We start from the raw sequence: 16,373 nt of genomic DNA, 5'->3' as shown, positions 1-16,373 counted from the left end.
TTTATCCTGTAGGAAAGATATATACCCGTTATCTTTCACGTTGCCTCTTTGTTGGCTGCACTCACTCACGCCCGTCGCTGGGGGAACAGGGACGAGCGCCAGTGCGGTTTTCTATACCTATTTTCTATACTTTTCAAGAAGCCTTTGCTTCCGGTTTGGGTTTGGATTCCGGCGGTTGTGCCGGAGGATCAATCTTATGCGGCGCAGGCAACATTATCTGATTAAAGCTATTTCTTAACTGGTTCACATCCATCTCTTCTTCCCCTTTTGGCTGAATCAGAACAAACGCAACCTCCTGCGAAAGGATCTGATTTAGTTCATGGTTAAGCATTTCAGGTGTCAAAGAAGCCAGAAAGGCTTGCCTCAAGCGCTGATACTGTTCAGGAGCAATATCCACCACATTACTTTGTTGGGACAAAAGACGCTGATTAATCAGAATATCCGTGCTGGTATGGGCATACATGGCAAACAACTGGCTGAGTTGGGCCTGTTTCTGCGCATACAGCTCATCAAACTGTGCCTTTGGCAATCCTTTATCACGTAGTGTTACCAATTCAGCAGCCAGATATTCCATCGCGGGTTTTAAATTACCTGCCGACGTGTTGAGATTCAGAGCACAACTCGCACGCTGATACTGAACTTTGCAATCCAGCCCCAGTTTCAGCGCTTTATCATTTCTTCTCTCCAGCCCAAGTTGCAGGTAACGATAAAGTGCCTCACGGGTAATATCACTGATCCAATAGTGGCTCAACACATGTGAATCATTCATCGGCTGCCAGTTGAGATCCCAAATCAAGGATAAAGTATCTTCTTTATTTTTGTCACTGATCATCCCTATCGTATCCGGTTTCATCGGTAACAACGCCGCGACCGTTGCCGGAGTATGACGCTTACCTTTCAATGATGAAAATGCCTGATTGATATTTTCCGGTAAAGTACGACTATCCACGTGGCCCGCGATATACAACGTCATCATGTCAGGGGTATACCATTGCCGGTAAAATTGCTTAAGTTTATCCAAATCGACAGGTTGAGCGGTAGCCTGTGCCGGATCATGCCCCAACAGCGTTGAACCTTGCAAACGTCTGCGCCACACCGGATCCTGTATATCGGGCGGATAGGTCGCTACCGATGTACCCGACATTTTCATGGCATGTTGTAGTGTCTCTGGCGTAAATACCGTTTTGCCCGCCGTGTCAGCCAGCCAACTCAACGCACTTTTTAACAGTTCAGGACGATTATGCGGCAAACTCAGGCTATAAAGCGTGAAATCATATGAAACAATAGCAGGAGGCAGTGGGTATTTAGGATCGACGGCACTGTCCCATAGTTGTTCCAGTTTAGCGGAAGACAAACTTTTGCTGCTGAATAACGCGACTTTCGGAATCAACCAGGTATAACCCGCTTGCTGCGTTTTCTCCGCCAGCGAACCTGTTTTCACTACAAGGCGCAACTGTATTCTGTCGTTAGGACGTTGTGGCGTCTGCAAGATTTGCCAGTTAAAACCATTTTCCAGTTTGCCTTGTTTCCAGGCAGGGTCAGGTTGCAAAACTTCTGCCTGCGCCTGGCCTGCAACGGCCAGCATTATCCCACCAATAAAATAACGAATTTTCGTACCCTGCATGTGAACCCCTATAGATGTCTATCCTTGGTTTTAGTCTGCGGCGGTTTAACCAGTGATGACAGAATATGTTCCCTTCGACCAATAACAACGGCAGAAAAAGCAAAAACCTGAATTTTAGCAGGTGAAATCCTGTCAGAATTATAACTGAGGGTTAGACCTCAAACCGCCTCGGATGGTTTCATGATGACGGAGGTTTATGTTTATCAAATTGACGATTATATCCCCTGATCAGCAGACCCAGTTCATCATCCTTGTGGCCTTTCGGGCAAGTCATGGGTTCTGGTGGTTGATCGCGATTAAGATCCCGTGCAACGTTACGCAATGGGTGCACAATAATCCGGTTGATACACCAGCTTATCGACACAGTCAGAATAAGTGCTAACAATAAATACGTCGTCAACATCAGTGCCAACGCATTAATAGCAAAACGATATACCCGATTAGAATCCACCTGTAAAATCAAATGCCCCAGCGGCTTAGCGTCTATTGGCGCTGAACCATAAGCATGGAGAGGAATACTCACTTCCACAGGGATCCCAAAAATACGTTCAGCCAATTCGGGAATTGGACGATGGGTGGCAAAGCTCAATCGTATCACCCGGATATCCTCCGGTAACACCACATCTGCCCGCCCTAAAATACCGGCGGTGCGTAGCCCTATCAGTAACTCTTTTGCTTTACTGAGATCGGAACTGAGCAACGCTTCGGTTAAAGGTGCCTGTACCTGAACTGCCGCATTATTAAGCTGACTGATATAATCATCTTTACGTTGCTGTATAAGATGACACAATTGAATAGTAATAAAAATAGCAATGGTCACCAGCGTGACGCCGGTCACTGCGGCCATCTGTTTAATGGTTAACGAACGTTTGACGCGCAATTTCATTTTCACTCAAACCAATGCCTGTGAGATATCGCAGTTATAACATGTGATCAATGGAATTGAGTATACTTGATTTTATCGCTAACAATCCTGTTTCACTTATCCAAGTCGTTATTTTTCTGAAATAATTACCTTTAGTGGCGATCTGTGACGGTGAGAGACAAAAACCAATATTTAAATGGTGATAATGGCTAACCCATTATCACCAAAGATGTTTTAATACATGATTGCCAAGTCATTACTCCACAGCAACATTTTCATCCTGATCAACGGCAAAACAAGCAATCAGTTGCTCACCATATTGATTCAATTTTGGCTGAAGCTGAGTACAGGCGCTAAATGCCCGACGACAACGGGCTGCAAACGCACAACCGGGTGGTGGATTCATCGGGCTTGGCAATTCACCTGTCAATTTTATCCGTTCACGGCGTAATTCAGGGTTCAGCCTTGGCGTTGCTGATAATAGCGCCTGTGTATACGGATGACGTGGGTTACTGAAGATCATCTCCTTACTGCCTTTCTCCACACAGCGGCCAAGGTACATCACCATCACTTCATCAGCGATATGCTCAACCACAGACAAATCATGGGAAATAAACACATAAGACAACCCCAAATCCTGCTGCAAATCCATCATCAGGTTCAACACCTGTGCCCGCACCGAGACATCCAGCGCAGAAACCGGCTCATCTGCGATCAACACATCCGGGTCCAACATCAGGCCACGGGCAATCGCGATTCGCTGGCGCTGACCACCGGAAAACATATGCGGATAACGGCTGTAGTGTTCGGTTTTCAGTCCCACTTTCGCCATCATCTGCAATACTTTCTCTTTACGCTCATGTGCACTCAATTTGGTATTGATCAGCAAAGGTTCTTCTAAGATCTGCCCAACTTTCTTACGCGGATTGAGTGAACCATAAGGATTTTGAAACACAATCTGGATTTTCTGGCGGCGCAGCTTTTCAGCATCTCTATTTGGCACCAGCAAATCCTGCCCCTGATAATAAAGTTCCCCGTCAGTTGGCTTTTCTATCATTGTCAGCAATCGCCCCAATGTGGATTTACCACACCCCGATTCACCCACAACTGCCAACGTTTTGCCTTTCTCCAGTTCGAAAGAGATACCATCCAACGCTTTTACAGTACGAGCCGGTGAGAATAATCCCCCTTTGATCGAATAATATTTTTTCAGTTCTGTCGCTTTTAATAACGGCGCCGTTGATGTCTCCTGCGCCGGATAAACATATTCACTCATATTGTCGGCCTCCCCGCATCATCCAGCGGTGTATGGCATTTCACCTGACGTTCCCCTACCGTTCGTAATTCCGGTTCCATCTGGCGGCAATGGTCATTTGCATATGGGCAACGCGGATGCATCAGGCAACCAATAGGCCGGTCATATTTCCCCGGCACAACGCCCGGTAAAGAGGCAAGACGGGATTTATCAGTGGCAAATTCAGGTAATGCCCTGAGCAGCGCCTGAGTATACGGATGACGTGGCGCACAGAAGATTTCCGATGCCTTACCGGATTCCACCACCTGCCCGGCATACATCACGATAATATGATGGGCCGCTTCCGCGACTAATGCCAGATCATGAGTGATTAAGACCAGCGCCATATTTTCCCGTTGTTGCAGCTCCAGCAACAGTTCAATAACCTGCGCTTGAATGGTGACATCCAAAGCCGTTGTCGGTTCATCAGCAATAAGCAATTTTGGCCGGCAAGCAATTGCCATTGCGATCATCACCCGTTGGCTCATACCACCGGACAACTGATGCGGATAAATATCCAGACGCGATGCAGGATCAGGAATACCAACCAATGTCAATAGATCAATCGCCCGCTGGTGGCGAGTGCGACGATTGCCACCCTGATGCACCTTCAGCGCCTCCATGATCTGATACCCAACGGTATAACAGGGATTCAGGCTGGTCATCGGATCCTGGAAGATCATTGCCATTTCTGCACCAACCAGTTGACGGCGCTCTTTCTCCGAGATTTTGGTCAGATCACGCTGGTTAAATTCCAGTTTGTCTGCCATCACCCGGCCCGGATAATCAACCAACCCCATGACTGCCAATGAACTGACTGACTTGCCGGAACCGGATTCTCCAACAATCCCGACAACCTGACCCTGTTCAACACGGTAGCTGATGCGGTCAACAGCACGGAATGGCGCATCTTCTTCACCGAAGTGAACCGATAATTTTTCTACATTTAACAATGCCATTTCGCTACCTCACTACTGCTTGAGTTTAGGATCAAGTGCATCACGCAAACCGTCACCCATCAGGTTAAACGCCAACACTGTCAGCAGAATTGCCAAACCTGGGAAAGTCACCACCCACCAGGCACTTTGTGCAAACTGCAATACATCAGACAGCATTGTTCCCCATTCCGCCGTGGGTGGCTGCGCGCCCATCCCCAGAAAACCCAAAGCAGCCATATCGAGAATGGCATTGGAAAAACCTAAAGAAGCCTGCACAATCAACGGTGCCAGACAGTTAGGCAGGATATTGATAAACATCTGGCGCATGGAACCCGCCCCAGCCACTTGTGAAGCCGTGACATAATCACGGTTAACCTCCACCAGCACCGCAGCACGAGTTAAACGGATGTAATGGGGCAAAGCCACAAAGGTCAACGCCAGAGAAGCATTGACAATTGACGGCCCAAATATCGCCACCAACACCAACGCTAACAGCAGGCTTGGCAATGCCAACATAATATCAACGATACGCATGATGATAATATCCACCACGCCACCGAAATAACCGGCCAGCACCCCCAGTACAACCCCCATTAACAGGGATAACACCACAACCAGACATCCCACTAGCAATGAAAGCCGGGCGCCATACATCAGACGAGAAAGTAAATCACGACCGACATCATCAGTGCCAAGAATAAACTGCCAGCTTCCCCCTGTCTGCCATACCGGCGGAGTCAGCAAGGAACCACGGAACTGCTCCGCCGCACCATGCGGCGCGAGTACCCCCGCTAACAAAGCAATCAATAACATCAGCACAATATAAACCAGGCCAGCAACCGCCCCTTTATTGCGCTTAAAGTAATACCAGAACTCCTGCATCGGCGTCATAATCTTAGGCACATTATTTGCAGGCTCAGTCACTTGAGACATAATACGCTCCCTATTTCTTATGACGGATACGCGGGTTAACAACGCCGTACAGCAAATCAACCACTAGGTTAACCAGGATAATCATGATCGCCACCAGCAATACCCCTCCCTGAACCACCGGATAATCCCGGCGTTGAAGGGCATCGATCAGCCAGCGTCCAAGCCCCGGCCAGGAGAAAATGGTTTCAGTCAGAATCGCCCCCGCCAGCATGATACCCACCTGTAAGCCGATGACAGTCACAACCGGCAGCAGCGCATTGCGCAATGCATGAACCACAATCACACGAATGCGGCTCAAGCCTTTGGCGCGGGCAGTACGGATATAATCTTCACCCAATACTTCCAACATAGAAGAGCGGGTCATACGGACAATCACCGCCAATGGAATTGTCCCCAAGACAATGGCAGGTAAAATTATATGCATCACAGCATCTTTGAAATTACCTTCTTCACCCCAGAACAGGGTATCAATCAGCATAAAGCCCGTCAGCGGGTAGCTATCATCAAGGAAAACACTGTCGCCTACCCTCCCGGATACCGGTGTCAGATCTAACTGAACAGAAACCAGCATGATCAACATAATTCCCCACCAGAAGATCGGCATAGAGTATCCGGTCAGGGAAAGACCTATCGCAGTATGGTCAAAAACCGATCCACGCTTTACCGCCGCCAGTACGCCAACGGGAATACCGACGGCAATCGCAAACAGCATGGCGCATATCCCCAGTTCCAAGGTTGCTTGGAAACGGGGAACAAATTCTTCCCACACAGGGATACGGCTTTTCATGGAGACACCAAGATCACCATGTAACACATTACTTACATAATGAAAGTATTGCTGCCAGAGTGGCTTATCCAGCCCCATTTCCGCCATTAACTGCGCATAGCGTTCAGCCGATATTCCACGTTCCCCGGCCATAATGGTCACCGGATCGCCGGGGATCATATGGACAAAAGCAAAAGTCAGCAAAGTAATGCCAATAAACGTTGGGATAACTAGCCCCAGACGTCGGAGTATGAACTGCAACATATCCCGAACTCCCTTTTTTTAAATGCCGGTTACAGCTCTCAGGCCGTTTGGCTTGATAAGAGGGAGGACTTTCCCCCTTTGGCTCACAACTCAATAATTTCTTGCCTCTACTTTTCTTGTTAGCTTTCTTCCAGCGATGACTGGCTGGGAAAAACTACCATCTCCGCTAAAAAATTAGGGAGATGGCATATCACAACCGAGTAAAAGCAGGATTATTCGAGAGACACGTTATCGAAGCGATGTTTATTACCCAATGGCTCAACCACATAACCTTTAACTTCTTTGCGGATGGGTTCATAAACAATGGAATGAGCAATGATCAATGCCGGAACCTGCTCATGCATCATAACCTGTGCTTGTTTATAAAGCTCAATACGTTTGGCATGATCCGAAGCCACACGCGCCGGCTGAATAATGTCCTCAAACGGCTTATAGCACCATTTAGAGTAGTTAGAGCCTCGTTCTTTGGCGGCACAACTAAACAAAGTTGCGAAGAAGTTATCCGGATCACCATTGTCACCGGTCCAACCCATCATCATAGCCTGGTGCTCGCCATCTCTAGCCCGTTTCAGATATTCACCCCATTCGTAACTGACAATCTTGGCCTTAACACCAATTTTCGCCCAGTCAGCCTGAACCATTTCAGCCATACGACGGGCATTTGGGTTATACGGACGCTGTACCGGCATTGCCCACAGATCGATAGTAAAACCATTTCCCAACCCGACTTCTTTCAGTAACTGCTTCGCTTTTTCCGGATCGTATGGGTAGTCTTTAATGCTATCGTTGTAACTCCATATCGTCGGCGGGATCAGATTTTTCGCTTTCTGGCCCGCACCCTGATAAACCGCCTCAACAATAGCGTCTTTATTGACAGACATTGTCAGCGCCTGGCGAACTTTAACGTTATCCAGTGGTTTTTTGGTGACATTGAAAGAAATATAACCAACATTTAAGCCGGGCTGTTCCATCATAACGATGTTTTTATCCTGCTTCATACGGGCAATATCAGCCGGATTTGGATATGGCATGATCTGACATTCATTTTTCTGTAGTTTTGCATAACGAACAGAAGCATCAGGGGTAATAGAGAAAACCAAGCGGTCAACTTTCGGTTTACCTCCCCAATATTCGTTGAACGCTTTATACAGAATGCGGGAATCTTTCTGATATTGCAGCAACTGGAATGGACCCGTACCAATTGGATTCAGGTCTACATTCTGCGGCGTGCCTGCTTTCATCATTTTATCCGCATATTCCGCAGACAGAATAGAGGCGAAGTCCATCCCTATATCAGCCAGGAATGGGGCTTCTGGGCGACTCAGTTCAAACCGGACAGTATAATCGTCTACTTTAACAACCTTATCGATCATCTCACTCATCCCCATACCCGTAAAATACTCATAGCTGCCGCCTGAGACTTTATAGTATGGATGGTTTGTATCTTTCTGACGCATAAAAGAATAGAGCACATCATCAGCATTAAAATCACGGCTGGGTTTGAACTCTTTGTTAGAGTGCCATTTAACGCCTTTTCTCAGATGAAAAGTATAGGTTTTACCATCATCACTGACGTCCCACGTTTCTGCCAACCCAGGTATGATTTCAGTCGTACCGGCTTTGAACTCAACCAAACGGTTAAACAGTGGTACCGAGCTGGCATCATAAGTGGTGCCAGTAGTGAACAATTGCGGGTTAAATCCTTCTGGTGAACCTTCAGAACAGTAAACCAATGTTTTTGCCTGAACGCTGGCGGTTACTGCTAATGCAATCAAGCTGATCCCCAGCTTTAATAACCCTGTTTTTCTAGAGGAAGTTGTCATTCTCTTGCACTCCATTTGTGATGTTGTTGTGTACAGCAAGAACCTGCATTTTCTGCCAGGAACAGCACTGTTTGGGCTTTGTTTATTATTTTTCGGATTATCAATTAAGCAACTGTTGTCCCCTGCGTCAATAAGATCTCAACAGCTGTCATAAACATCAGGAAAACACAAAAAAAACCAATTATTAACATGATTAGTACAAAAACATGACGCAATGCACGTTTTGTAGCCCAAAAGACCATAAAAAAGCCATGGTTGCAGAATGAATAACTATTAATCGATATGCGATATTTTCAACCATGCGATTAATTAATAAACGATTGTTATGATAGAAAAGAGGATAGATGGCATAAAATGCTGTGTGCTGAATAAGATCGACACCAGAAAAATATTCCTTTTCCCGTCAGCGGCCATGCCATAATCGAGCATAGCCGTTGAAAAGTGTAGCCGATTAATAAATATATCCACAGCCATTAAATATTTTTCAGATACCCACCAGATTCCTCAATTTTCCTGATTTTTTCGTAATCTTGTTTGATTATGTCTTTATCATGATGAACTAAATAAACTGTTCCAGGTTGGCTAAAAACATCTTTAGTTACTTCAATCTCATCACCTTCATCAACATAAAAAACAACTTCACAGAAAGAAGGTAATTTCTTTAATTCTTCCATAAAAGAATTTACGGTAAATATACCAAGACGATGGTTAATCAAACATACATTATAGGAATGATTAATCAGGATATAATCTTCTATTTGTATAGCCTTATTAAAATTTTCCGGTTCGACAATAGACATAGCAGAAGCACTAATTTGCCCTAAACCTGTTGTTAATTTGGCTATCGCAGGTCGCAATATTCCATCCATTCTCGCAGCAATTTCAACCAATTTTGGGCCATCAGGTGTCAACATCACTTCAGCATGGCTGGGACCATTAAATATACCTAAAGTAAGTACAACTTTTTTGGTATATTCGACTAAAACATTATATTCTGGATAGGAAGAATCGATAATGTCATCGATATCATAGATTATGCTACCTGTATCAAGCCTGCGCTTTTTATATTTTACTACTTCCGTAACCAATGGATTGCTATTAAGAGACACCATATTAACAACATATTCTGTTCCTTTCAGAAACTCCTGTATTAGGACATGATTATTACAGAGATTAAGTTTATTAGACTTCCCCAATATTTTATAAAAAGCCTCCTTGGCGGAACGCTCATTTTCGCAAATATAAACACCATCAGAACCCGCACTTTCTAATGGTTTAAGTACGACAGGAAAATTACTAAAAGTTCTAATCCATTGCTCCGCAGTATGCCAATCTGAGAATTTACCTTGTTCTGCCGCCGGAATTCCATATTTTCTCAGCGTGTCAATCATCTCATACTTATTGCGTCTTGCAGATGTTTTAATAAAATCATTCTTATAGTTTAATTCAAAATGGCTATTAAGCTTATCCGCAAGAGAAACCCCACTTTCACTCCCTGCAATAATAAATTCAACACCTTGTTCTTTAAGGAAATTCACTGTATCAACTATATTATAATAAACATAATGCTCTTTATAGATTGAATAATCGAATCCTTTATAATAATAACTGTGTAAATCTGATTTCGAGGCTATATGCAAGAGATAACACCCCTTATCATAGAGCTCTTTAGCCATAAATTTACCGGCAGAAAAACCATCGACAATAGCAACCTTTTTCATTTTATCCCTCACTATACCCTTTCGTCTTTTTTATTTTACTCACACCAAGAATAGTTAACAAAGAAACGATAACCAGAACTGCGATCAGACTCTCAACAGAAAAAGCGATACGCGAATCAACATATTGAAAACAAATCACAAAGACGGGTATTAACAATAGTAATAAAGAGACATGAAGTGGCTTAATCGCATTAATTGTTTTCTGTACAAGATAGATTGGAAGTAAATGCCCAATAATCACCAGAATAAACATCGGAAGCATCATTTCGATATTCAGACCAAAAGGAACATCGGATAGAGAAATATAACAGAAAGAAAGTATAACCATTAAAACATTTCGAACAGACAATATCTCATACGTTTTCCATTTTTCCCTGAATAATTTCTTAGAAAAAATAGTGTATAATACGGTTCCCACAGCACTGAGTATCACACTGACAATGCCGATAATTCTATCCTGGGTTGAAGTTGATGATAAACCACTATTCCCCAGAAATGAATTTACCAACATAACGCCTACCCCAATCAAAACCAACCAAGATATGACAACTTCCAGTTTTTCCGTTTTCGCCTCATCTTTATCCATTAAAGACGAGAGAAGGATAGTTATTGCCGGACCACAAGCCACTGAAGCCACACCAACTATAGCAGGCTCAAGAAAACGAAGTGAAATTATTAATCCTCCCCAATTTAATAAAACTGAGATATTAACAATTAACACCAATAATGTGTTCTTACGAACCTTTAAGATTAATTCATCAACCCCCTTAAAGACACTTATAGTCATGAACAAAAAAGTGGATGATATAAAACAATAAAAAATAACAATAGCCGAGTTTATCGATTGCGTTAAATACGCAACAAACACATCAAATACGGCACTTATGAGACAAAAAACAACCCCATATATTACACCATTATATGAAGACATATATCACCTATTGATTTATTTCTCCAAAAATTAAACTGTTTACTCTGAATGTCTTTTATTATTTCAAATTTATCTTTAATGACAGTTGTTTTCATATTTATTTTACTCAATAACTGTAACTTTTTCATGCTCAAGATAAATTTTCATAATCGTTTTCACTTCTATGCCCGTTTTATCTTTCACTTTCACTTTGCCATTATTCTGGATTTTCTCTACCGCACAGATGACATCTTTAACCTCACCACCACTCCGTTGTACTGCTTCTATAAGGGATATAACCGCGCCACCGGTACTTAACGTATCATCAATAATCGCGACCTGATCACCTGGTTCAATACCATTGAGATACATTTTTCCTTCAAAATATTCGGAACTAATCTGCACAATATTATTATTCAGCTCATCTAAACAATAGGGATACCATCTGGCCATTGCCAATGGTATCCCTGTAAAGAGAGAAACGGCGGTGGCCAATGGAGCGCCTTTATCTTCTTCTGTGACAATTTTATCTACTTTAAAATCCATTAATTGAATTATTTTATGAGCAACTTCTATCAAAACCTCAGGCCTCAACGCAGGTAGCTGATCCGTAAACTCATTAACCGTTGTCAAAACTTTACCCGAATTAACAACCCTTGCATTCTCATAAACGTCTTTTAATAACATTCTCAATCTTCCTTATATTCAGGGTAAACACCATTCCAACGACTTTGATATTTCCAGGCACTGTCAAAGAATAAAGTGATCAATACTTTATTATGTAATTTTTGCAGCATTCTTTCACACACCAATAAATTGGCACCACACGTAGGACCTATACCAAGATCATCCGTTAATATAAACTGTTTCATTCTATTCCAGGCTTCATCCCCTTCGACTGTATGCACTTCATCAACTAACTCCGGAACAGTATTAACCGATAGTACACCCGCACCAAGCCCCATCAGATTATGATGATGATGTTCAAAATGAATGCCTTTCCTCATTGCATATAGCGGTGCAGAACTGCTGACTTCAATGCCAATTGTTTTTATATTGCTATATTCTCGTTTTAAAACTTCAGCAATCCCTGAGAAAGTACCGCCTGTCCCTATTGAGCAAATAAAATAATCAGGAACAATATTATTCTCTTTTAATTCTTTAATGATTTCCTCTCCACAGACATACCAGGCTTCCTTATTTAGCGTTGTGCCTGATTGGTCAAGGAAAAAAACATCATCTTTGTCTTCGGCATAATCTTTTGCTGCTGAAACTGCTCCATTCAGAAATAATTCCTTCGGCGTCTCATAAATCTCTGCACCATAAAACCTTATTTGCTCTTTACGCTCATCTGTCATCCCTTCAGGCATGAATATTTTTACCTTATACCCTTTCTCTCTTCCTATCCATGCTAATGCGGCCCCGCCATTCCCTGTCGAACAGTCAATCAGCGTCATGCCTTGCTGTATTTTACCTTCCTTCTCAAGAGTATTAACAATGTGTAAAAACGTTCTGTCTTTGTGACTTCCTGTCGGGTTCCGATATTCACACTTCGAAAATACTCTATTACCGTTTATTTTAAATTTATCAATCTCGAGTAAAGTTGTATTACCTATATCACTTAATTTCACATTTATATTCCAGCTCATATTTATAGAAGATCATATTCATACACTATTATTATGTTTTTTTAAACAAGCAATTCAATAAATGAGATATATTTTTCAAGTGGGGAAATTAAGTCTTATTTATCATAAAATTAACACAGTAATTATAACAACAAAAATATTAAACATCATTGATAGTAATTTGATGTTATTTTATTATTACGCTATTATTAGCATGAATATAATTTCGCCACAAGGATCACAGGTAAGCAAGAAATGGAAATATTATCTGCTAGAAGAAAATATTTTAAAGAAACGAACAATCAAGCATTATCAACTCATTCAGCGTTGTTAAAAGAGAATTCAACATCATTTACTGTTCAAGGTGAAACCTCTCGTTGTGACCAAATTATCCAGAGAGGTGACCATGCGCTAATAGGAATAAGCCCCTTTAACTCGCGTTTTTCAAAGGACTATGTTGTAGACCTTATTCAGTGGTCAAGTCATTATTTCCGACAAATCGACATATTGTTACCTTGTGAACGTGAAGCTTCACGCCTTTTAGCCGCTAGTGGAACTGAGGATTCTAGGCTGCGTCCCTTAATTATTTAACCGCCTGTAAAAGAGTCGAATACAGCCTAATTTCACCATGGACAAATAGTGTCGGGCGGTTTTTTCGTAACGGGTTGCAATACGCCGATTTCCTTTCAGAAAACCGAAACAGCGTTCGACAACATTGCGGTTACGATAAGCCGGTTCATCAAATTGCGTACGACCATCAGAACAGCCTTTTTCATTGATTTTATAAGGAATTACGCTCTTGATCTTCAATTTACGCAGATAACCGCGAAGCTTTCTACTCGAGTCCCCTTTGTCTGCCAGCACCGCTTTGCCGCGCCGTTTCAGGAAACCATTGAAATAATCAGGAAATAGCTTATATATTGACACCTTGATGCTCAATGCATATGATGACGTTATGAACAAATCTAAAAAAACCCCTACGACTGCTGGGAGAACAGCAGTGGACTACACTGATCGAATGTATTGGAATGGCATCATTAAGATGAGTTTATCCAAGTTTTTTATTCTCAGTGTCCTACAACAACGGCCTATGCATGGCTACGAAATTGCCCGTGAAGTTGAGTGTTCAACCCAAGGCTGCTGCGCACCCACTGAAGGTACAATTTATCCAGTGCTACGCGAATTTGAGCAAGGTGGGTATGTAACCGTGCACAACGAAACAGTTGCAGGTCGTGGACGTAAAGTCTACACATTAACAGATAAAGGGCGTGAAGCCTTCGCTGTCGCTGTAGAAGCTTGGATGGAAGTCGTTGCACATATCAATCGTCAGTAATGACGGTTTTTTTTAACTATATACATTACTCATCTATGCATTGATCAGGAATATATAATGAATCTAAACTCTCTTGCTGAAACACTTAAATTTTTTACCATCATAAGTACCGAGTTGATCGTTCTGTTTTTAGTTGTGAGTTTCATTGTCGCAATGATGCAGGAGTACATACCAGCCAGCACAGTGCAGCGCCTGCTTACCGGGCGTAGTTTGCGTGGCAATCTCGTTGGCGCAGGATTAGGGGCAGTAACACCATTTTGCTCCTGCTCAACCATTCCAGTTACCGTCAGTCTGCTTAATGCAGGTGCACCATTTGGTGCCACTATGTCTTTCCTTGTCTCTTCACCAATACTCAATCCAGTTATTCTGGGTTTGCTGGTGACATTGCTTGGTTGGAAATTCACACTATTTTATGGCGCTTCTGCTTTTATTCTCTCTGTCGCAGTGGGGGCAATCTGGCAGTTCTTTGGTTTAGAACGAGATGTCAAAAAAGTGCGTGTAGTCGGTGATAACCACTCTCTGGAAGTAACGGATTTAAAGTCTCGCCTCTACCGCGCCAGTCATGCTGCATTCAGTCTGTTTAAAACTTCCCTGCCCTATTTACTTATCGGTGCAGGTATCGGTTCCTTAATCTACGGTGTAGTACCGGGAGAATGGATTGCCAATATTGCCGGAGCCGATAATCCATTCACCATTCCCGTTGCAGCAGCTGTAGGCATCCCACTCTATATTCGTGCAGAAACATTGATCCCTATCGGTTTAGCATTGCAATCTCAAGGGATGAGTATAGGCGCTGTCGCAGCACTGATTATTGCTGGCGCAGGGGCGAGCATTCCAGAAGTTATTCTGCTCAATACCATTTTCCGTCCCCGTTTAGTGGCGGTTTTTGTCCTGACCATTTTCTGTGTTGCGATCGGGGTAGGGTATATCGCTAATCTATTATTTGCCTGAAAGGAGACCGTTATGTCTGAGAAGAAAGGGTTTATTGCCCGTTTATTCGGTAAACAGGAAACTTCCGCATGTTGTGCAATGCGGATTGAAGAGGTGACTGAGGAAGCTCAAGATATTTCAAAGGAAAAAAACTCTGATTGCTGTAAGAAAAATACCAAAGGTGCTAAAGAAGAAAACCAAGCACCCAAGAATGTTTAGTTTAAGGAAGAAAAAGATGAACGAACAATTGCTTAAACAACGGATTAAAGACATACAACACTATTATGGCGAAACACTGTCCAACAAACAGGATCTCGCTACGAATATATGTTCTATGAACGCCCCCCCTCCAGACAGAATCAAAGAAATTCTTAAGCTTATCCATCCTGATGTACAGATGCGTTTTTACGGTTGCGGTGCCCCTTTCCCTCCCTTACTGGAAGGAACCACAGTGCTGGATTTAGGATGTGGTAGTGGGCAGGATTGCTTTATTCTGTCTCATCTCGTAGGCGCTGAGGGTAAAGTCATTGGTATTGATGCAACAGCAGCACAAATCAAGTTTGCCCAGAGCTTTGTCGACTATCATCGTCAGATCTTTGGCTACCCATCCACCAATGTTCATTTTCAACAAGGGCATATCGAATCACTGGAGGAACTAGATTTACCACCTGCCAGTATCGACGTTATCGTCTCAAACTGTGTCATCAATCTGTCTATATCTAAGGCAAATGTGCTGGCTGGTATGGCTCGCTTACTCAAACCTGGCGGCGAAATCTACTTTTCTGATATTTTTTCAGATAGAAGACTGGACCAATCACTGAAAGATGATCCACAAGTTGTTGGTGAATGTATCGGTGACGTTCTGTATTTTGAGGATTTTATACGGCTAGCAAGAACAACCGGCTTTAATGATGTCCGTATAACCCATAGCCATTTAAAGTCCATAAACAATGAAGAGATCGAAACAAAGCTAGGCGGTGCAAAACTGTATTCAATGACGCTGAAGCTGTTCAAATTAGATTTGGAAGACCGTTGTGAGGATTATGGTCAAATTGCCATTTACAAAGGCAATTTACCGGATGCACCGGATCTGTTTGTGCTTGATCGAGAACATATTTTTGAGACAGGCAGAGCGGTCCCCGTATGCCGCAATACCGCCGATATGACCACCAAAAGTCGTTACCATACACTTTTTGATTTAATGGGTGACGGGAAGAAACACTATGGTCTTTTCAACAGTGGAAAGTCGAAGCAATTTGATGCTGATACTAAAGTTATGCAAACCGATGCCCCAAACAACTGTGGCTGTTGAATGAATGCTACCGAATAGCAAAAAGCCTTACA

At 43.0% G+C, this 16,373-nt stretch carries 16 protein-coding genes and 1 pseudogene; 5 read left to right on the top strand and 12 right to left on the bottom strand.

The window, feature by feature from the left end; translation table 11 throughout:
* Window positions 1–133: 133 nt before the first annotated feature.
* The 11 genes from ACUN2T_RS01520 to ACUN2T_RS01470 form a co-directional block, all read right to left on the bottom strand.
* Window positions 134–1,624 carry an insulinase family protein gene (locus tag ACUN2T_RS01520; protein WP_445495935.1) on the bottom strand — a complete coding sequence of 497 codons (1,491 nt, stop codon included), beginning with the start codon at window positions 1,622–1,624 and terminating at the stop codon, window positions 134–136.
* Between the two features lie 178 nt (window positions 1,625–1,802).
* Window positions 1,803–2,510, bottom strand: coding sequence for a HAMP domain-containing protein (locus ACUN2T_RS01515; RefSeq protein ID WP_445495934.1), 708 nt, complete (start codon window positions 2,508–2,510; stop codon window positions 1,803–1,805).
* A 235-nt stretch (window positions 2,511–2,745) separates the two neighbouring features.
* Entirely contained in the window at window positions 2,746–3,765 is a 1,020-nt protein-coding gene (gene dppF / locus ACUN2T_RS01510; RefSeq protein ID WP_445495933.1) for a dipeptide ABC transporter ATP-binding subunit DppF, read from the bottom strand.
* Window positions 3,762–4,742: a dipeptide ABC transporter ATP-binding protein gene (dppD, locus tag ACUN2T_RS01505; protein WP_445495932.1), complete on the bottom strand. Its 981-nt coding sequence runs from the start codon at window positions 4,740–4,742 to the stop codon at window positions 3,762–3,764. Before dppD ends, dppF begins: the two co-directional genes overlap by 4 nt.
* Before the next feature lie 12 nt (window positions 4,743–4,754).
* Window positions 4,755–5,654: a dipeptide ABC transporter permease DppC gene (gene dppC / locus ACUN2T_RS01500; RefSeq protein WP_445495931.1), complete on the bottom strand. Its 900-nt coding sequence runs from the start codon at window positions 5,652–5,654 to the stop codon at window positions 4,755–4,757.
* A gap of 10 nt (window positions 5,655–5,664) precedes the next feature.
* The gene (dppB, locus tag ACUN2T_RS01495; RefSeq protein WP_445495930.1) at window positions 5,665–6,684 is read right to left on the bottom strand and encodes a dipeptide ABC transporter permease DppB; all 1,020 of its coding nucleotides are present in this window, start codon (window positions 6,682–6,684) and stop codon (window positions 5,665–5,667) included.
* A 212-nt stretch (window positions 6,685–6,896) separates the two neighbouring features.
* Window positions 6,897–8,507 (bottom strand): dipeptide ABC transporter periplasmic-binding protein DppA, encoded by a 1,611-nt coding sequence (gene dppA, locus ACUN2T_RS01490; RefSeq protein WP_445495929.1) that lies wholly within the window; start codon window positions 8,505–8,507, stop codon window positions 6,897–6,899.
* A 473-nt stretch (window positions 8,508–8,980) separates the two neighbouring features.
* A complete protein-coding gene (locus tag ACUN2T_RS01485) occupies window positions 8,981–10,228 on the bottom strand; it encodes an ATP-grasp domain-containing protein (RefSeq protein WP_445495928.1) in 1,248 nt (415 codons plus the stop codon).
* 1 nt (window position 10,229) lies between these two features.
* On the bottom strand, window positions 10,230–11,159 hold the full coding sequence (locus tag ACUN2T_RS01480; protein WP_445495927.1) for an EamA family transporter: 930 nt from the start codon (window positions 11,157–11,159) through the stop codon (window positions 10,230–10,232).
* 102 nt (window positions 11,160–11,261) lie between these two features.
* Window positions 11,262–11,825 (bottom strand): phosphoribosyltransferase family protein, encoded by a 564-nt coding sequence (locus tag ACUN2T_RS01475; protein ID WP_445495926.1) that lies wholly within the window; start codon window positions 11,823–11,825, stop codon window positions 11,262–11,264.
* A gap of 2 nt (window positions 11,826–11,827) precedes the next feature.
* Window positions 11,828–12,769 carry a cysteine synthase family protein gene (locus ACUN2T_RS01470; protein WP_445495925.1) on the bottom strand — a complete coding sequence of 314 codons (942 nt, stop codon included), beginning with the start codon at window positions 12,767–12,769 and terminating at the stop codon, window positions 11,828–11,830.
* A 252-nt stretch (window positions 12,770–13,021) separates the two neighbouring features.
* Between ACUN2T_RS01470 and ACUN2T_RS01465 the strand changes: the two genes are divergently transcribed.
* Entirely contained in the window at window positions 13,022–13,357 is a 336-nt protein-coding gene (locus ACUN2T_RS01465) for a tRNA-dependent cyclodipeptide synthase (protein WP_445495923.1), read from the top strand.
* Here the strand turns inward: ACUN2T_RS01465 and ACUN2T_RS01460 are convergent.
* Window positions 13,346–13,660: pseudogene (locus tag ACUN2T_RS01460) on the bottom strand (transposase); the annotation flags it as partial. The gene ACUN2T_RS01465 and the pseudogene ACUN2T_RS01460 overlap by 12 nt on opposite strands.
* Before the next feature lie 106 nt (window positions 13,661–13,766).
* On the opposite strand from ACUN2T_RS01460, the gene ACUN2T_RS01455 reads away from it, so the two are divergent.
* From ACUN2T_RS01455 to ACUN2T_RS01440, 4 genes are read left to right on the top strand one after another with little or no spacing between them, the layout of a single operon-like run.
* Entirely contained in the window at window positions 13,767–14,099 is a 333-nt protein-coding gene (locus ACUN2T_RS01455) for a PadR family transcriptional regulator (RefSeq protein ID WP_350306485.1), read from the top strand.
* A gap of 57 nt (window positions 14,100–14,156) precedes the next feature.
* Complete coding sequence (locus tag ACUN2T_RS01450; RefSeq protein ID WP_445495922.1) at window positions 14,157–15,050, top strand: permease; 894 nt, start codon at window positions 14,157–14,159, stop codon at window positions 15,048–15,050.
* A gap of 12 nt (window positions 15,051–15,062) precedes the next feature.
* Window positions 15,063–15,248: a hypothetical protein gene (locus ACUN2T_RS01445; RefSeq protein WP_445495921.1), complete on the top strand. Its 186-nt coding sequence runs from the start codon at window positions 15,063–15,065 to the stop codon at window positions 15,246–15,248.
* A 16-nt stretch (window positions 15,249–15,264) separates the two neighbouring features.
* Window positions 15,265–16,341 (top strand): methyltransferase domain-containing protein, encoded by a 1,077-nt coding sequence (locus ACUN2T_RS01440; protein ID WP_445495920.1) that lies wholly within the window; start codon window positions 15,265–15,267, stop codon window positions 16,339–16,341.
* The last annotated feature ends 32 nt before the right edge of the window (window positions 16,342–16,373 follow it).

This window comes from Photorhabdus machadonis (assembly GCF_052657765.1).
The sequence above is the reverse complement of the archived record's forward strand: the minus strand, read 5'-3'. Positions and strand labels throughout refer to the sequence as shown.